At 73.5% G+C, this 16,071-nt stretch carries 17 protein-coding genes; 6 read left to right on the top strand and 11 right to left on the bottom strand.

What is annotated here, in order from left to right:
* The 3 genes from L6E12_RS11585 to L6E12_RS11575 form a co-directional block, all read right to left on the bottom strand.
* Positions 1-791 (bottom strand): glycosyltransferase family 2 protein (locus tag L6E12_RS11585; RefSeq protein ID WP_236227894.1); only part of this gene is annotated, 791 nt, incomplete at its 3' end.
* A 57-nt stretch (positions 792-848) separates the two neighbouring features.
* Positions 849-1,235, bottom strand: a complete 387-nt coding sequence (locus L6E12_RS11580; protein WP_236227893.1) for an STAS domain-containing protein — start codon at positions 1,233-1,235, stop codon at positions 849-851.
* A 61-nt stretch (positions 1,236-1,296) separates the two neighbouring features.
* Complete coding sequence (locus L6E12_RS11575) at positions 1,297-2,553, bottom strand: cytochrome P450 (RefSeq protein WP_236227892.1); 1,257 nt, start codon at positions 2,551-2,553, stop codon at positions 1,297-1,299.
* A gap of 244 nt (positions 2,554-2,797) precedes the next feature.
* Between L6E12_RS11575 and L6E12_RS11570 the strand changes: the two genes are divergently transcribed.
* The gene (locus L6E12_RS11570) at positions 2,798-3,304 is read left to right on the top strand and encodes a DUF4383 domain-containing protein (protein ID WP_236227891.1); all 507 of its coding nucleotides are present in this window, start codon (positions 2,798-2,800) and stop codon (positions 3,302-3,304) included.
* An 87-nt stretch (positions 3,305-3,391) separates the two neighbouring features.
* Here L6E12_RS11570 and L6E12_RS11565 read toward each other — a convergent pair whose 3' ends face one another.
* Positions 3,392-5,038 (bottom strand): ATP-dependent DNA helicase RecQ, encoded by a 1,647-nt coding sequence (locus tag L6E12_RS11565; protein WP_236227890.1) that lies wholly within the window; start codon positions 5,036-5,038, stop codon positions 3,392-3,394.
* Positions 5,039-5,187: 149 nt separating this feature from the next.
* Here L6E12_RS11565 and L6E12_RS11560 point away from each other — a divergent pair, with 149 nt between their 5' ends.
* Positions 5,188-5,547, top strand: coding sequence for a hypothetical protein (locus tag L6E12_RS11560; RefSeq protein ID WP_236227889.1), 360 nt, complete (start codon positions 5,188-5,190; stop codon positions 5,545-5,547).
* A gap of 13 nt (positions 5,548-5,560) precedes the next feature.
* On the opposite strand, the gene L6E12_RS11555 is transcribed toward L6E12_RS11560, so the two are convergent.
* Positions 5,561-6,259 (bottom strand): hypothetical protein, encoded by a 699-nt coding sequence (locus L6E12_RS11555; RefSeq protein WP_236227888.1) that lies wholly within the window; start codon positions 6,257-6,259, stop codon positions 5,561-5,563.
* 304 nt (positions 6,260-6,563) lie between these two features.
* Between L6E12_RS11555 and L6E12_RS11550 the strand changes: the two genes are divergently transcribed.
* Positions 6,564-6,938, top strand: coding sequence for an STAS domain-containing protein (locus L6E12_RS11550; protein WP_236227887.1), 375 nt, complete (start codon positions 6,564-6,566; stop codon positions 6,936-6,938).
* Positions 6,939-6,951: 13 nt separating this feature from the next.
* Here L6E12_RS11550 and L6E12_RS11545 read toward each other — a convergent pair whose 3' ends face one another.
* Both L6E12_RS11545 and L6E12_RS11540 read right to left on the bottom strand, forming a co-directional pair.
* Complete coding sequence (locus L6E12_RS11545) at positions 6,952-7,602, bottom strand: hypothetical protein (protein ID WP_236227886.1); 651 nt, start codon at positions 7,600-7,602, stop codon at positions 6,952-6,954.
* Between the two features lie 78 nt (positions 7,603-7,680).
* The gene (locus L6E12_RS11540; RefSeq protein WP_236227885.1) at positions 7,681-8,820 is read right to left on the bottom strand and encodes a proline-rich domain-containing protein; all 1,140 of its coding nucleotides are present in this window, start codon (positions 8,818-8,820) and stop codon (positions 7,681-7,683) included.
* A 273-nt stretch (positions 8,821-9,093) separates the two neighbouring features.
* Between L6E12_RS11540 and L6E12_RS11535 the strand changes: the two genes are divergently transcribed.
* Complete coding sequence (locus L6E12_RS11535; protein ID WP_236227884.1) at positions 9,094-9,336, top strand: hypothetical protein; 243 nt, start codon at positions 9,094-9,096, stop codon at positions 9,334-9,336.
* A gap of 16 nt (positions 9,337-9,352) precedes the next feature.
* On the opposite strand, the gene L6E12_RS11530 is transcribed toward L6E12_RS11535, so the two are convergent.
* The gene (locus L6E12_RS11530) at positions 9,353-10,618 is read right to left on the bottom strand and encodes an Nramp family divalent metal transporter (protein WP_236227883.1); all 1,266 of its coding nucleotides are present in this window, start codon (positions 10,616-10,618) and stop codon (positions 9,353-9,355) included.
* A 77-nt stretch (positions 10,619-10,695) separates the two neighbouring features.
* On the bottom strand, positions 10,696-11,562 hold the full coding sequence (locus L6E12_RS11525) for a manganese catalase family protein (protein WP_236227882.1): 867 nt from the start codon (positions 11,560-11,562) through the stop codon (positions 10,696-10,698).
* 230 nt (positions 11,563-11,792) lie between these two features.
* Here L6E12_RS11525 and L6E12_RS11520 point away from each other — a divergent pair, with 230 nt between their 5' ends.
* A complete protein-coding gene (locus L6E12_RS11520; RefSeq protein ID WP_236227881.1) occupies positions 11,793-12,557 on the top strand; it encodes a bacterial transcriptional activator domain-containing protein in 765 nt (254 codons plus the stop codon).
* Positions 12,558-12,868: 311 nt separating this feature from the next.
* Here L6E12_RS11520 and L6E12_RS11515 read toward each other — a convergent pair whose 3' ends face one another.
* Both L6E12_RS11515 and L6E12_RS11510 read right to left on the bottom strand, forming a co-directional pair.
* The gene (locus L6E12_RS11515; RefSeq protein ID WP_236227880.1) at positions 12,869-14,329 is read right to left on the bottom strand and encodes a PP2C family protein-serine/threonine phosphatase; all 1,461 of its coding nucleotides are present in this window, start codon (positions 14,327-14,329) and stop codon (positions 12,869-12,871) included.
* A gap of 11 nt (positions 14,330-14,340) precedes the next feature.
* Positions 14,341-15,063, bottom strand: a complete 723-nt coding sequence (locus L6E12_RS11510) for a GAF and ANTAR domain-containing protein (RefSeq protein WP_236227879.1) — start codon at positions 15,061-15,063, stop codon at positions 14,341-14,343.
* A 236-nt stretch (positions 15,064-15,299) separates the two neighbouring features.
* On the opposite strand from L6E12_RS11510, the gene L6E12_RS11505 reads away from it, so the two are divergent.
* Entirely contained in the window at positions 15,300-16,049 is a 750-nt protein-coding gene (locus L6E12_RS11505; protein WP_236227878.1) for a GAF and ANTAR domain-containing protein, read from the top strand.
* The last annotated feature ends 22 nt before the right edge of the window (positions 16,050-16,071 follow it).

Below are 16,071 nucleotides of genomic sequence, written 5' to 3'. Positions count from 1 at the left end.
AGCCGCCGCACGGCCTCCCCGAGGGCGGTGCGCGCCGCCCGGTCGCCCAGGGCCCGCCGGGCCAGCGCCGCGGTGGCCGCCACGCCGTCGCGCACCGGTTTGCGCAGCCACGCCGTCAGCAGGTCGTTGCGCAGCTCCAGCACGCGCCGGGCGTGCGCGCCGCCGCGCCGGGGCGAGGGGTGGTGGTGGGCGACCGCGGTGTCGAGGTAGCAGCACGACCAGCCGCCCGCCGCCAGGTCCCAGGCCAGCAGCCGCTCCTCGCCGAGGAAGAACAGCAGCGGGTGTATCCCGCCGACGCCCAGGTATGCCTCGCGGCGCACCACGGCCGCGCAGCACAGGAAGCCGAGCACCGACGGCCCCGGCAGGTCCGGGTCGCGCCCCAGCGGGCTGTCGGCCAGCAGGTGGTTGATGGGGTCGGGCCGCTGCTGCTCGCCCACCAGCGTCCGCCCGGTGACCAGGCCCAGCCGCGGGTGCGCGTCGAAGGCCGCCTCCACCCGCGCCAGCGCCCCAGGCGCCCACCACGAGTCGTCGTCGCTGAAGGCGACGTACGGGGTCCGGGCGGTGCGGACCCCGAGGTTGCGCGCGGAGGCGCCGAGGTTGCGGTGCAGCCCCAGCACCCGGACGTGGGGGAACCGCGCGCGGACGCACTGGGCGGTCCCGTCGGCGGACCCGTTGTCCACCACGACGACCGGCGTGCCGGGTGCCCCGTCGTCGAGGTGGCGCAGGGTTCGCAGCAGACCGTCGCACCGGTTCCGGGTCGCGATGACGATCGTGGTGCGGGAGGTGCTCATGCCCAGGTGCTACCCGTGCACCGCGCACTTATCCACCGGTGCGGTGATCCGGTGCTCTCACCGGCCGGGGGCGTCGGGCACCTCGGGGCCGAGGTCGGTGCCGACGACCTCCCGCACCCCATCGACGACGGTGATCGAACCGATGAGGCCGGTGATCTCCAGGACGCGGTGGGGTGCGCTACCGGGTGGGGCCACCACGGTGAAGGCGGCCCCACCGCCCGCGCAGCGTCCCCAGGCGTTGACCAGCAGTCCCAGGCCGGGGGAGCCGAGGAAGGTCAGCCCGGTCAGGTCGACCACCAGGTGGCGGTCACCCACCGCCCGGAGGGCGTCGTCCAGCGCGGCGCGCGCCACCGGGGCGGTCGCCAGGTCGAGTTCCCCGGCGAGACGGGCCACGAGGTGCGACGGCGTCCCCTCGGTGGAGACGTCGATCCCGGGTCCGGGCATGTCATTCCCCTCCGCGCGTTGTCACGAGCCCGGTCGGCGTTGTGTGCCGGACCAAGCGCGATCAGCCACCGGGGGTCAGCGCGGTGTCCAGTGCCCATTCCGCGTGCTCGGTGCGCGCGAGGGTGAACCCGCTCCGGGGGAGGGTGGGGATGCGGTTGAGCGGGATGTCGAGGTCCTGCTCGGGGACCGCGTGGTCGAGCCGGGCAAGGCGCGGTGCCAGCGCGGCGAGGATGGTGATGACGATGTCCTCGCCGGGGCAGCGGTGCCCGGTGCGGGGGTCGCCGCCGCCCTGGGGAATCAGCTCGAAGGGGCCGATCTCGCGGTTGAGGAAGCGCTCGGGGGAGAAGGCGTAGGGGTCGGGGAACAGGGCCGGGTCGTGGTTGTGGCCGTAGACGTCCAGCAGGACCATCGCGCCCTTCGGGATGTCCTGGCCGTGGAAGGTCAGGTCCCGGGCGGCCAGACCGCCGAGGAACGGCGCGAAGGGGTAGAAGCGGCGGACCTCGTGGGCGAAGGCCACCGCGTACTCCCGGTCGCCGCCCGCCAGCCGGGCCCGGGTCTCCGGCCAGCGGTGCAGGGCGTGGGCGCTGAAGGTCAAGAACCAGGAGATGGCCACGGTGGGGCGGACGATGTTGAGCACCTCCACCGCCGCGACCCGGGGTTCGAGCAGGTCCCCGCCCTCGTCGACGTGGGAGGCGACCGCCCGGACCGCGCTGTCGGGGGCCACGTCCACCGAGCCGTCGCGAATACCGGTGATGGTGTCGGCGATGCGCTTCTCCAGGCGACCGCGAGCGGCGCGGGCCTTGAAGTGCCGGGGCGCCGGGGTGGCGAACCCGTCGACCATCGTGACCAGGTCCGCCGCGACCGGGGCGACCTCCGCGGGCGGCAGCGGCAACCCGACCCAGGCGAACACCGCCTCGGTCAGCACCCGGCTCGCCTCCTCGAACAGCGTCACCGGCCGGTCGACGACCCAGTTCGCCACGGTCGCGTCCCAGGCCGCGGTGGTCCGGTCGACCAGGTCGGTGATGCCCTCCCGGTTCATCAGCAGACCGGTGAACAGGGACTTGCGGCGCCGGTGGTCGGCGGCGTCGAGCGTGTGCACGGCACCGTGGCCGAACAGGGTGCTCTTGACCGGCTCCGGCAGGGCACCGTGGCGGTGCACGTTGCGCTCGTCGTAGAACAGCCGCGCGGCGTCCTCACCGTGGATGCAGACCGCGCGCTGACCCATCAGCCGCGTCCGCACGACGGGGGCGTTCTCGGCGCGCAGCCGATCCGGGAGCCAGGCGTAACCCTTCGTCAGCACAGCGAGCGATTCGTCCATGGGGGCGTCTACCCGTCCCGGGCGCGTCGAAACCGCCGGGAACCGGTTTTGGTGATCGTCACCTGTGGCTCTGACCACCCGTTCGTGGCCGGTGGACGCTGCCCGTTGTCGTGCAGCGCACCGCTCCGGGTGGGTTCGGACGCCGCCCGCGGGGTAGACCGGGTGCGGACCGGAAAGGACGAGAGCGCGCCGTGGGGCGCCGCCCACCGAACCGGAAGACCGATGACAACGAGCGGGGCGGACGATGAACGAACGACAGGGCGACGGTCGGCACGAGCGCGCGGCGGCACCGCGCACACCCGCGCGGTGGTTGTGCGCGGCGCTGGGCGCGGTCCTGCTCGTGCTGGGCGTGGTGGGTCTGGTCCAGAGCGGACTCGACGGCTTCGCCAGCACACCGGCGGCCACGACCGAGGGCACCGTGGGCGGTTTGGGTGGTTCGACGCTGCTCAACCTGGTGCACATCGGACTGGGGCTGCTGGCGCTGCTCGCCGCACTGCGCAAGGCCGCCCGCCTCGCGGGCCTGTTCGGCTGCCTGGTCTTCACCGCGCTGCTGGCCTACGACATCGTCGCGCTCATCGACAACGCCCCCGGTGAACCGGCCGGGGTGCACACGCCCATCCTCGTCGTGCACGGTGTTGGCCTGCTCGCCTCCATCGCGATCGCCTGGCTGGAAGGCCGCGCCGACGGCGACTACGCCGGTGACCGCGCGGACCGGGGCACCAACAAGGACATCCCGCGCCACGCCGACTGACCATCAGTGTCGTGTGGATCGACTGAGTACTCCGACCGGGGGTCGCCATCCCGTTCCACGAGGGATGTCGGCCCCCGGTCGACAGCGTCAACCCACAGGGGTGAGCAGGTCGTTCTCCAGCACCGCCTCCAGGGACAGCGTCCGGTAGCCCTGCTCCTCGAACAGCACGGTCAGCCGGTCGTCCGCCACGGACATCACCGTGCCCGCGCCCCACTCGGCGTGCCGCACCCCCTGCTGCACGGCGAAGCCCGCCGCCTCCCTGGTCAGGGTGCTCGCCGTTCCCGCCGCGCAGGTGTCGCACGCCCCGCACGGGTGGTCGAGCACCTCGCCGAAGTAGCCCAGCAGGTGCTGCCTGCGGCAGCCCGTGGTCTCCGCGTAGGCGCGCATCATGTGCAGGCGCGAGCTGACCACCCGCCGATGCCCCTCGGCCGCCTCGGTCGCCAGCTCGATCGCCCGTCGGGGCCCGACCTCCGGATCGCGGTAGTCCAGGTCCCCCGACGGTGACACGTCCACCACACCAGCCTGGTCGAGGTGGTTGAGCGCCCGGGTGCGGCGTGCCGGGGCGGCGGACACCTCCTCGGTGAACTCGGCGCGGGTCAGGTGCCCGCCGTGGGCCCGCACCGCCGACACCACCTCCGCGATGGTGTCCTCCGGCACGCGCGACCCGGTGAGGAAGCGCTGCAACGCCATGTCCTCGGCCCGGTAGAACAACTCCACCGCGGCCGGTTCGCCGTCGCGGCCCGCGCGGCCGATCTGCTGGTAGTAGGAGTCCAGCGACTCCGGGGCGGCGGCGTGCACGACGAAGCGCACGTCCGGCTTGTCGATGCCCATGCCGAACGCGGAGGTCGCCACCACGACGTCGAGGTCACCGGCGAGGAAGTCGCGGTGCACCTGCTCGCGGTCGGCCTTGCGCATCCCCGCGTGGTAGCCCGCGACGCGGACCCCGGCCGCGGCGAGGGCGTCGCGGTGGTCCTCGCAGTCGCGCCTGCTGGCGGTGTAGAGCAGGCCGGGCCTGGTCGCCGCGTCGGCGGCCAGCTCGCGCACCCGGTGCACCACCGCGGTGCGGCGCTCGGTGTCGTCGGTGTGGGTGTGCACGGTCAGGTGCAGGTTGGGCCGGTCGAAGCCCGCGACGACGAGCCTGGGCTCGCGCATGTGCAGCCGCTCGACGATGTCGTCGCGCACCGGCGGCGCCGCGGTGGCCGTCAGCGCCACGGTCGTGGGGTGCCCCAGCCGCTCGACCGCCTGGTGCAGCCGCAGGTAGTCGGGCCGGAAGTCGTGGCCCCAGGCGGAAACGCAGTGCGCCTCGTCGACGACGAACAGGGCCACCTCGGACCCGGCCAACTCGTCGAGCACGTCCTCCCTGGACAGTTGCTCCGGTGCCAGGAACAGGTACCGCACCGCGCCGTCGCGCACCGCCCGCCACGCCGCGCGGTTCTCCTCGGCCGAGCGCGTCGAGTTCACCGCCACCGCCGCCGAACCAGCGCCGAGTCCCTCGATCTGGTCCTGCTGCAAGGCGATCAGCGGCGACACCACCACGGTCACCCCCGGCAGCAGCAGGGCGGGGACCTGGTAGACCGCCGACTTCCCGGCCCCCGTGGGCAGCACCACCAGCACGTCCTCACCGCCCATCACCGCCGCCATCGCGGTGAGCTGCTCCGCGGTCAGGCTGGTCCAGCCGAACTCGGCCTCGGCGGTGCGCCGCAGGAGGTCGAGGTGTTCCCGTTGCCCCGTCACGGCGGCCGGGTACCACCGGTCTCCGCACTGACACGCCGGGTTCCTTCCCCGTTCGGCTGGGAAAATCGAGGTGTCAACCGACCCGTCCGGGGAACCCGCCACCCATGTCCCAGAAAGACATCTTGCTGTACGCGATGCGGGTGCCGCTCATGGTTTCGATACTGCGTTCGACCCGGGCGCGGGTGCGGTCGGTGCTCGGCGGGTTCGCGGTGCCGCAGGAGCTGAGCGACGCCGTGGTCTGGGTGCTCGACACGGCATTGAGCAGCGCGATCGGGTGGCGCCGCAGGGAGAACCGGCTGGCGACCCTGGAGGCGGAGGTGGCGCTGCACGTCGACGACGACTCCGTGGTGCTGACCGCGGTCGACCACTTCTCGTGGACCGGGGAGACCCTGCGGGGCCGCGGGCCGGACGCCCGGGAGTGGATGATCGTCCGCGATTTCGCCGACCGGGTGACGCTCACCGAGGGCAGCCCCGCCACCTTCACCGCGGTCTTCCGCCGCACCCCCTGAACCGGCCGCCGCCTCAGCGGTGGGTGGAGGCGTGGCGTCCTGTCCGGCTCCCCACGTAGGCGGGCTCGCGGAGGGCGGCGAGCCACCGCGGCGACGTCCGCAACCCCGCCGCGTTGCCCAGGGGGTCGAAGCCGACCTCCTGCTCGACCACCGCGGTGACGTCGAGCAGCCCGACCCGCGCTCCGTTCAACCGCAGGTCCCAGCCGAAGGGGAGGGCGGGCACGAGCGCGTCGAGCCGGGTCCCGGAGGGCAGCCCACGCGGTACGGCACGCAGCACGCCCCGGCCGCCGTCACCCACCAGTGCGACGATGCTGCTGTAGAGAGCCCGGTCCCAGCCGAGCCCGGGGGACGGCAGCCCGCGCAGCGGCCCCGGCCCGCAGCTCGACAGCAGCAGGTCCCACGGCAGGCCGTCCACGGTCGTCCGGATGCCGAGGCCGAGGATGTCCGGTGCGCCGCCGGGGAGACCGACGCCCTTGGACACGCGGACCAGGGCCGGGGTCGGTTCCACCGGCAGGGGGAACCAGGGCGGGCACCCGTCGACCGCGTGGACCTCACCGGTCAGCACCCGGCCCGAGGGGTGGAACGCGGGTGCCGACCGCGCCCGACCCAGGACCGCGAAGCCGCCGCGCACCCACGACGCCCACCCCCGGCGCCCCGCGCTCTCCGGTTCGCGGCGCCGCGGCGGTTCCCTGCGTTCCTCCGGGGTGATCACGCGGCCGGTCTACCCAGTCGCGCCGCCCGCCAATCGCGGCGACGTCCGGAGCCCGGCTCGTGGCGGCGGGCATCACCCAGCGCACCCGGTCCGGCCCCCATCGTGAACGGGGGTACGCCCTTCGGCCCGTGTCAGTAGGCCGAATGGGTGAAGGAACGCGCGTGGCGGCAGTGTCCTTTGCCTTGCCCAGCGCCTGCGGTTAGCGTTTGAGGGGCAAGGCGGCAATGCGGTATGTGGATTGTGCGTCGCGTGTTGAGCCCACAGCTCGTGGCCTGCGAAGCGTGCCCTGACGAAACCGGGTGCCATGAACAGCGAGAACGCGGGACAGCCATCGTTCACCATCCGCGTCGACCACGTGGGGGACGTGCCCGTCGCGGTCTTGGGCGGTGACCTCGACGTGGTCACCGTGCCGCTGCTGGACGAGGCCGCCGCACCCCTGTTCAACGCCACGACGCCGGGCCTGGTGATCGACCTGGCCGGGGTCGAGTTCTGCGGGTCGGCGGGCCTCGCCTGGCTCATGGAGGCCAGGGACAACGCCATGAAGCTGGACTTCCCCCTGGTGCTGACGGGGTGCAGGCCGATGATGCTCCGCCTGCTGGAGCTCACCGGCCTGCTGCCGCTGTTCGACCGCCGACCCGACAGTGCGGACACCGTCGCAGGCCTGCTCGCCTCCCGGTGACCTGACGGGGCGCTCAGGCGCTCCCGGGCCGCTGCTCGACGTGCTCGCGGTACTCGTCGACCTGCTCCGGCGTCGGGTCGACCCCCACCGCGTCGGCGAAGTCCTCCGGGTCGTCGTAGGAGTCGATGTCGGGCTCGCCCTCGGCGGCCGGGGTGAGGACGGGGGCCGCACCGAGCGCCGTCTCGACGGCGGCCACGACGTCCGGGTGCCCCAGCGGCAGCGGCGCGTTGACGCGGTCCTGCGCACCACCGGTGCTTGCCGCGACCAGGCGCACGTCGGTGCCCGCCGAGATCAGGTCCTCGCGGCGCCGGGTGGTGCGCCGCAGCCACGCCTCGTTCGCCGCCAACGCCGGGCTCCCCGGCGCCGCGTCGTCCGCGCCCGGGTCGACCAGCAGCACCACCGCGGGCGGGCGACCGCTCCGCTCGGCGACCGCCAGCGCGACCTCCGCCTCCGGGCCGCCCGCCACCACCGCGTACGGACCCGTGACGTCCGCCAGCACGGCGTCCCAGCGGTGCAGCGGGTCGGTCTCCCCGCCGATCCACACCACGTTGCGCTGCTCGGCGAACTCCCGCCAGGTCCCGGGCAGGTCGCTGTGCGGCTTGGTGTCCGCCGGGTCGAGCACCACAACCGTCGTCACCGTCGCCGCCACGTCTCCAGCAGTCATCGTGATCCGTCCTTTCGCCGGTCTCGGTACTCCGGTTGCCCGGTGCGGTGTCGATCAAACGCGCGTGCCCGGGTCGGGTCAGCTCGCCAACGCGCCGGGAGCCCCGGCCAACGCCGGGGTCCGGGACGGCTTCCCGGTCTGCCGAGGCGGGGCGAACCGGTCCCCGGACGGTTCAGGCCGGTCCGCGGATGGGCCGCGCCGATCCTCGACCGGCTGGGGCCGGTCCCCGGCCGGGCCGCGCTGTTCCCCGGGTGGCGCGGCTGGGTGGGGCCGTTCCTCGGCGGGGCCGTGCCGGTCCCTGGGTGGGTGGGGCCGGGCCCCGGTGGGGCCGAGCTGGTTCTCGGTGGCGCTGGACCGCTGCTCGGGTGGGTCGAGCTGGTTCCCGGTCGGGTCGGGCCGCTGCTCGGCTGGGTCGGCCAGCAGTGGTTCGGCCGCGGTGAGCAGTGCCCTGGCCTCGCGCAGTGAGCGGGCGACCCGATCGCGGTGCGCCCGCACCAGGGCGGCCTCCGCGCGTGCCTCGTCGAGCAGGTGCCCGGCCTCGGTCCTGGCGGTGGCCACGATCCGCGCCGCCTCGGACCGGGCCCCGGTGAGCCGCTCGGCGATCTCCCGGTCCGCCTCCCGCCTGCGGGCCGCCAGCGCGGTCTCGAAGTCCGCGTCGGCCCGCGCCCGCAGTCGGGCCGCCCGCTCGTCGAGACCGCGCCGCGCCACCTCCGCCCGGCGGGTCGTCTCCTCGATGTCGGCGTGCGCCCGCCGCATCAGGTCGCGGTGCTCGGTCTCCATCTCCGCCCGCCGCCGGTCGAGGTCGGCGATGAGCTGCTCGTGCCGCTCGCGCAGCCGCCGGGTGGCCTCCCGCGCGGTGGACCACTGCTGCTCGGCGGCGGCGCGGGCGCGCGAGGTGATCTCCTCGGCCTCGGCGTGCGCCAGCTCGGCCAGGCGGCGCAGCCGGTCGCCGAGCCCGTCGGCATCGATGGGGGTGCGGCAGACCCGGTCGAGGCGCTCGGTGAGTTCGCTGACCTCGGCCCTGGTCTGCTCCAGCACCTCCGCCAGGTGCTGCACCTGCGCCACGGCCGCGTCGCGGTCCTCGGAGACCAGGCGCAGATCGGCTTCCGCAGCCTCGACGTAGGACTGGACCTGGTGGCGGTCGAACCCGCGCAGGACGACGTCGAAGCCGGTGCGCAGCGGCACGATGCCGGTGGACTCCACGGTGTCAACGGTCATGGTCGGATGATAACAAGTGTCATCCATGTGATGACATCGACACTGTCACCTGATGGATGACATGTTGCTCCGGGTGAGGTCGCGGGCAGAGCATCGCGGTTGACCGGTGCGATCCGGGAAATCCCACGGCAATGACGACACCCCCACCGCGGTCCGACTGCTCGCTCGCCCGCGACCTGCCGATCCTGACCACCGAGCACGCCGCCCGCAGGCTCGGCCGCTCGGGTTTCCGCGAACCGGTCCCGCTGCGCACCTGGGTGACCTGTCGCGGTCGTGCACCTGGGTGGGACCCGCTTCCCGGGACTGCTGCTGACCATGGACGGCAAGCAGGGCGTCGACCTGGTCCAGATGCTGCGACCCCGGCAGGTCGTCCCGGTGCACTTCAACGACTACACGATCATGAAGTCCCCGCTGTCGGAGTTCACCGACGAGTTCGACCGCAGGCAGCCACCGGGGCACCTGCGCCGGGTGGAGCGCGGCCAGACCGTCGCCCTGACCGTCCCCGTCGTCGGCTGAGCCCACCGAGGCCGGTTCAGGCGAACAGGGTGCGGTGGAGCAGGAAGAGGTTCAGTCCCGAGATCAGCAGGGCCGCCGCCACCCCCGCCGCGGTGGTCCAGCGGCGGTTCACCAGCTCGCCCATGACGTCGCGGCGCCTGCTCAGGGCGACCAGCGGGAAGAGGGCGAACGGGATGCCGAAGGAGAGGACCACCTGGCTGAGCACCAGCGCGCGCATCGGGTCGACCCCGGCGGCCAGCACGGCCAGCGCGGGGGCCATGGTGACCACCCGGCGCAGCAGCAGTGGGAACCGCCTGCGCAGGAAACCCGCCATCACCACCTCGCCGGAGTAGGTGCCGACGCTGGAGGCGGCGAGGCCCGAGGCGAGCAGGGCCACCGCGAAGGCCACCCCGGCCGCCGGGCCCAGGGCGGTGCCGAGGCTGCCGTGCATGTCCTCCAGCGTGTCCGACGGCAGGGCGCTGCCGTGCAGCGCGTCCGCGGCGATGAGCAGCATGCTGACGTTGACCAGGCCCGCGATCCCCAGCGCGGCCCCCAGGTCGACGACGGTGGCGCGCAGGGTGCGCCTGCGCTGCGCCGGGTCGGGGTCGGACCGGTGCTGGGTCAGCGCCGAGTGCAGGTAGATCGCGTGCGGCATCACCGTGGCGCCGAGCATCCCGGTGGCGAGCAGCACGCTGTCCACCCCCGCGAACCCGGGCACCAGCCCCGCCCCGGCGTCGGTGAGCGGCCCCAGTTGCAGCGCCTGGTAGGCGAAACCGGCCAGGACGATGCCCAGCAGGGTCACGATGACCTTCTCGAACCGCCTGCGCCGCAGCGGGGCCAGGCCCAGGATCGCCAGCGACACCACGGCCGTGAGGACCGCGGCGGGCAGCAGCGGGATGCCGAAGAGCAGGTTCAGGGCGACCGCGGCGCCGACGAACTCGGCCAGGTCGGTGGCCATCGTGACCAGCTCCGCCTGCACCCACAGCCCGCGCACCACCGGCCGGGGGTAGTGCTCGCGGCACAGCTCGGGCAGGTTGCGCCCGGTGGCCACGCCGAGCTTCGCCGAGAGGTACTGCACGAACACGGCGGTGGCGCCGGCGGACACGATGACCCACAGCAGCAGGTGCCCGTACTGCGCCCCACCGGCCATGTTGGTGGCGAAGTTGCCCGGGTCCACGTAGGCCACGGCCACCACGAACGCCGGGCCCATCAGCGCCCCCACCGACCTCAGCCGGGCGCGGACGGGCTCCCTGGCGCGGGCACCGAGGGGGAGGGACGGGTGGTTGAGGACGGAATCGACCATCGGTTTCTCCTGGTGGCGCGAACCGGGTGCGGTCGCGCGGCCGTGCCACCGCCGGTGGCACGGCCGCGCGGGCGACCTCACGGGGTGAGCTTGCGGATGGCCTTCTCGATCAGGCCCAGGTTCGCCGGGCTGGTCGCGTACAGCAGCGGGTCGGGCTTGGGCGCGGACGCCTTGTCACCGAGCGGGGGAGCCTCCTGGAGGTAGGAGAACTCGTGCACCCCGTCCGGCGCGGGCCCGCTCGCCCACCGGCCCTCGGCGCCGTGGGTGCCGTCGGACAGGTGCCAGATGGTGCCCGCGTGCTCCTGGTTCTCCTCGTCGAACAGGGCGCTGGGGGTGATCGGCCCCTCCAGGCCGTCCTCCTGCAACTCCTCGATCGCGGCGAGCCACATGTTCTGGTGGGCGGTGTCGCGGGCGAGGTTGAACCGCAGCATCTCCTTGACGCCCGGGTCGTCGGTCATGTTGTAGAGCCGGGCGGTCTGGAGCCTGCCCTGGGCCTCGGCGGCCACGTTCGCCCGGAAGTCGGCCATCAGGTTGCCGCTGGCGACGATGAAGCGGCCGTTCCACGGCACGCCGTTGCTGTCCGACAGCGTCGGCCCGCCGCCGCTGACGATCGCCTGCTGCGGGTCCATGCCGCCGACGATCGCGGCCAGCACCGGGTCGTCGCCCACCATGGCCGCCGTGGTCTCGGCGGGGGCGCCCTCCAGCAGCCGGGCCACCATCGTGGCCAGCATCTCCACGTGGCCGATCTCCTCGGTGGCCACGTCCATGATCAGGTCCTTGTACTTGCCCTCCATCCGGCAGTTCCAGCCCTGGAACAGGTACTGCATCGTCACGGTCATCTCGCCGTAGGCACCGCCGATCAGCTCCTGGAGCTTGCGGGCGAAGACGGGGTCCGGTGCCTGCGGCTTCGCCTCGAACTGAAGTCGGGAAGTGTGGGTGAACATGCGCACTCCTGCTCTGCTCTGCCCGGCGGTCGCGGGACCGCCGACGGGAAGTGGTCGGACCCGACGCTAGGAACGCCGTGTCGCCGCACCGCCGCGACGACGACACCGGTGCGTCACCGCGTCGTTCTCCCCGCTGCTCCGGGCACCGGAAAAATAAGTGCGCCACGCGTTGGGCGACCGGATTTGTGGGCACCCGGGACGTGACGGGCTCCACGTGAGGTGAGGTAGCGATGGTCACCACGCAATCCCCGGACGGCTGCGAAGACTGTCCTCGGCTGCGTCTGCTGGGCGGCTTCGGGTTGACGGTCGGGGAGACCGCGGTGCCGGTCGTGCCGGGGGCCCAGCGGTTGCTCGCCTACCTCGTCCTGCACGCCGAACCGGTGAGCCGGGCCGCCGCCGCGCGGAGCCTGTGGCCCGGCGCCACCCCGGCCCGCGCCTCGGCCTGCCTGCGCTCGACGCTGTGGCGGCTGATGAAGTGGCAGCTCCCGCTGGTCACCACCGCCGGGGACACCCTCGCCGCCCACCGCGCGGTGTCGGTCGACGTGTGGGCGGTCCGCGCCCTGGCCCACGACCCGGGTGACCCCGGCGCCCCCGGTCCGCAGGAGGTGCCCTCCGGCCTGCTCGGCGGGGAGTTGCTGCCGGGGTGGGACGAGCCGTGGGTGGCGCAGGAGCGGGAGTGGTTCCGACAGGTGCGGCTGCGGACGCTGGAGATGCTCAGCGAGCGGTACCGCCGTGCTGGGGATCTCTACCTGGCGCACAAGACCGCTGTGGCTGCTGTGCGGGTTGATCCGCTGCGGGAGAGCGCGCACCGGGCATTGGTGGAGTTGCACCTGGCTGATGGGAACCCGGCGGAGGCGGTGCGGCAGTTCCACCACTACCGGGCGCTCGTCCGCCGTGAACTGGGGCTGGATCCTTCGCCTGCCATCAGCGGCCTGGTGGATCACCTGGTTGCTGAGCGGCCTTCCGTTGTGGGCAGCGCGAGGTTGGTCAGCTAGGGCGTGCTTTGCCCGGTGGTTTGGTGTGGGTGCCCGGCTGGGTGGATGTGTTTGGGTGGGGCCCCTATGGCGATCATGTGCCCAGTGTGACCGAGTGGGGCTGAAGGGATGCCCCACAGCCCAGGCAGGCTTGCACATGATCGCCACCCCCGACCAAACACATCCACCCACCCGGGCAGTTGGGCAGCCGGGCCTGCGGTTTTCAGGTGGTCGGGTGTCGCTGCGCCTGCGGGGGTTCGGGGTGGCCGGTTGTGGCTGCGCCAGCGAGGTCTTGGGTGGTTGGTTGTGGCTGCACCGGTGAGGTCCGGGGGTTAGGCCGTTCGCCGGGGGGCTGCTTCGGTGCGGTGGGCCAGGACCACTGCGGCGTCGTCCGCGGGCCTGCCGCCCTGGTGGGCCAGTGCGGCGTGGACGATGCGACGAGCGGTTTCCGGGGCCGGGTCCCGGGCCAGCACGCCGTCGCGCAGGCACTGCGACATCCGGTTTCGGCCGAACTGCCGCCCGGCGGCGTCGCGGCCGTCGGTCACGCCGTCGGTGTGCAGCAGTAGGCAGTCGCCCGGGTTGAGCAGGCCGGTGGCGGGTGTCGGGGCGGGCCCCAGGCCGAACGCGGGGCCTCGACCGCGTGGCAGTTCGTCCGCCGCGCCGTCGGAGCGCATGATCAGGGGGTCGCTGTGGCCCGCGTTGAGGTAGCGCAGTGCACCCGATCCCAGGTCCACCTCGGCCAGCACACCGGAGACCGCTGCCCCGGTCGGGAAGGTGGCGGTGAGCGCGCCGGTGATGGCGTGGGCCTGCCCTGGCAGGTCCAGCCCGGCCCGGCGGGCGCCGCGGTAGGCGGCCACCGCGGTGGCGACGAGCAGCCCGCCGCGGCCGTCGCCGACCCCGGCGTCGAAGATCGCCACCGAGGCCGTGCCGTTCGAGACGTTGTGGTCGAAGGCGTCGCACGCCAGGTCGCCGCAGGTCTCCACCATGCCGGTGAGCACCAGTTCCTCGGTGCCCGCCGTCAGCGGGGGCAGCAGCTCCCTGACGAGCAGTGAACCCGGGGCCGTGGGGTGTCGGGCCCGCCGCACGCCGTCGCCGTAGCGCTCGGCGGCCGCGATGACGTGTCCGATCAGGACGGACAACCACTGGCACTGGACGCGTAGCTGCGGGTCTTCGAGGTCGGCCCCGTCGTGGGCGGTCACCTTGAGCACGCCCAGCCGGTCGGCGCCGTCGAGCAGCGGCATCCACAGGGGGGAGTGGACGGCGTTGCGCGCGTACGTGGAGCGCACCTGCCGGAACGCGGTGCCCGCCGCCCCGGTGTCCAGCGGCAGCGGCACCCGGCGCCGTTCGAGGGCGCCGACGAAGGGGTGCAGCGCGTGCTGCTCGCGGTCGACCAAGTAGATGGTCAACCCCAGCCCCAGGGCTTCGGCGGCGGACGCCGCGACCGCGGGGATGGCCTCCGGCGGTGTGCGGTGCGCGCCCTCCAAGAGCCGCACCAGCGCGGTCAGCGGGTCCGCGACCGGGTTGTCCGGCACGGGGTCGAGGCTGTAGGGCGCGCTCTGCGGGACGTCGATCTCGTTGAGCCGCTCGTTGATGGCGTGGGCCAGCATGTCCCGCTGCGGCACGGGCATCGGCATCAACCCGTGCAGGTACGCCTCCACCTCCATCAGCCCCATCGTGCCGCCGATGGAGAAGTACCGCAGCCACAACTGCTCCAGCGGCAGGCTGGTCTGCTCGAACGCGGCGGACACGTGCCGCCACTGCTCGTCGGGGCCGGGCTCCGGGAACGCGTCCATCCGATCCACCCCTATGCCCGCTCGGCCTCGACCAGTGACCGGGCCAGGTCCCCCAGCGGGCGCTGCTGCTGCCGCGCGGAACGGGCCAGCGCGGTGAACGCCGCGTCCTCGTCCACCCCGTCCTCGGCCATGACCATCCCCTTGGCGATGTTCACCACGTCCCGCGTGCGCATGGTGTCGACGAGGTCGGTGCTCAGCCGCTGCGCCTGCACGACCGTGCGCACGTTGGCCAGCAGGATCGCGGCCTGGGCGGCGAACCGCTCCATCAGGTGCTCGTCCTGCGGGCCGAAGGTGTTCGGGCGGTCCGCGTACACCTTCATCGCCCCCAGCGCCTCGCCCCCGGCCACCAGCGGCGAGCTGAGGACCGCGGCGACGCCGAGCGGTCGGGCCGCCTCGGTCCAGCGGGGCCACCTGGCCGCCACGGCGGGGTCGTCGAGGTCGTCGACGCGGATGGTCGTCCGCCGCGCCCACGCCGTGAGGCAGGGGCCCTCGCCGCTGTCGTACTGCAACCCGTCCACCGCCTCCACCAGCGGATCGGTGGCCGAGGCGCTGGTCCGGCTCCCGTCGGGGTCGATCAGCGTCGTGCCCGAGCCGGTGCTGCCCGCGATGGTGTCCCTGGCCAGCGACGTGATCAGGTCGAGCACCGAGCCGACCGTCTCCCGGGACAGCAGCAGCCCCGACATCCGCAGGGACACGGCCGCCAGTTCGTCGGCGAGCGGCAGCTTCGCGTCCATACCTTCCCTCTTTCACCACCCACTGGAACCCCGGGCTCCCCGGACCCCGCACCGGTCGTCGCGCACAGCGACCCCGGACACGCACGTGTTTACCCACCCGGGCGGGAGTTGAACCCTGCGTGTTCGACGCGGTGATGACTGAGAGCCACCGCGAGGGGGTAAGTCGGAGAGGAGGTTGACGCGCGCGGACCCCGGCCGACCGGTGCACCCGGCGCGTCCCGGCGCTGGGAGTTGTGATGGAGCACCCCGATCCTCCGTTCGACCCCTCGCGGGCGTGGCCCGCGGTGCTCGACGAGGTCACCGGGGCACTGGCGGCGCTGACCGAGTGCCTGGACACCCAGGAGGACCTGTACGACCTGCTGGGGCGGGTGTGCGACCAGGTGACCAGGGCGGTGCCCGGGGTCGACGCCGCCACCGTCACCCTGCTGCGCGACGGCACACCGCACACCGCGGCCTCGACCGGCGAGGTGGCCACCCGGCTCGACCTGCGCCAGTACGACCTGGGCGCCGGACCGTGCCTGACGGCGGCCGAGGAGGGCGTGGTGATCCGGGCGACCCTCCGGGACGCCACCCGGTCGTGGCCGGAGTTCGCCGACGAGGCACGCCGGGCGGGCATGGGCAGCTTCCTCTCCGCGCCCCTGGCCCTCGGCGACGGCCACGCGGGCGGGATCAACTGCTACAGCGCCCACGGCCACGGCTTCGCCGAACTCGACGAGCGGCTGCTCGACCTCTACACGACAGCCGTCGAGGCCGCGCTGCGCGGGCACCAGCGGTACCTGTCCGCCCAGCGGGCCGTCGACCAGCTCCGCGTCGCGCTGGACTCCCGGTCGGTCATCGACCAGGCCAAGGGGATGCTGATGGCCATCCGGAGCGTCAGCGCGGAGGAAGCGTTCCGGCTCCTGGTTGCGCGATCCCAGCAGGAGAACGTGAAGCTGCGCGACGTCGCCGAGCAGTTCGTCGCCGACGTCGCGCGCCGCACGGGGTGAAGGGTCGCGCCCGGTGTCCCCG

The sequence above is a fragment of the Actinokineospora sp. PR83 genome (assembly GCF_021056305.1).
Taxonomy (GTDB): Bacteria; Actinomycetota; Actinomycetes; order Mycobacteriales; family Pseudonocardiaceae; genus Actinokineospora; species Actinokineospora spheciospongiae.
The sequence above is the reverse complement of the archived record's forward strand: the minus strand, read 5'-3'. Positions and strand labels throughout refer to the sequence as shown.

Excerpts from the sequence above, each read along its gene's own strand:
- L6E12_RS11575 (WP_236227892.1), bottom strand. The coding sequence starts at position 2,553 with ATGGACGAATCGCTCGCTGTGCTGACGAAGGGTTACGCCTGGCTCCCG.
- L6E12_RS11580 (WP_236227893.1), bottom strand. The coding sequence starts at position 1,235 with ATGCCCGGACCCGGGATCGACGTCTCCACCGAGGGGACGCCGTCGCAC.
- L6E12_RS11550 (WP_236227887.1), top strand. The coding sequence starts at position 6,564 with ATGAACAGCGAGAACGCGGGACAGCCATCGTTCACCATCCGCGTCGAC.
- L6E12_RS11560 (WP_236227889.1), top strand. The coding sequence starts at position 5,188 with ATGGTTTCGATACTGCGTTCGACCCGGGCGCGGGTGCGGTCGGTGCTC.
- L6E12_RS11545 (WP_236227886.1), bottom strand. The coding sequence starts at position 7,602 with ATGACTGCTGGAGACGTGGCGGCGACGGTGACGACGGTTGTGGTGCTC.
- L6E12_RS11530 (WP_236227883.1), bottom strand. The coding sequence starts at position 10,618 with ATGGTCGATTCCGTCCTCAACCACCCGTCCCTCCCCCTCGGTGCCCGC.
- L6E12_RS11540 (WP_236227885.1), bottom strand. The coding sequence starts at position 8,820 with ATGACCGTTGACACCGTGGAGTCCACCGGCATCGTGCCGCTGCGCACC.
- L6E12_RS11505 (WP_236227878.1), top strand. The coding sequence starts at position 15,300 with ATGGAGCACCCCGATCCTCCGTTCGACCCCTCGCGGGCGTGGCCCGCG.
- L6E12_RS11525 (WP_236227882.1), bottom strand. The coding sequence starts at position 11,562 with ATGTTCACCCACACTTCCCGACTTCAGTTCGAGGCGAAGCCGCAGGCA.
- L6E12_RS11515 (WP_236227880.1), bottom strand. The coding sequence starts at position 14,329 with ATGGACGCGTTCCCGGAGCCCGGCCCCGACGAGCAGTGGCGGCACGTG.
- L6E12_RS11510 (WP_236227879.1), bottom strand. The coding sequence starts at position 15,063 with ATGGACGCGAAGCTGCCGCTCGCCGACGAACTGGCGGCCGTGTCCCTG.
- L6E12_RS11520 (WP_236227881.1), top strand. The coding sequence starts at position 11,793 with ATGGTCACCACGCAATCCCCGGACGGCTGCGAAGACTGTCCTCGGCTG.
- L6E12_RS11570 (WP_236227891.1), top strand. The coding sequence starts at position 2,798 with ATGAACGAACGACAGGGCGACGGTCGGCACGAGCGCGCGGCGGCACCG.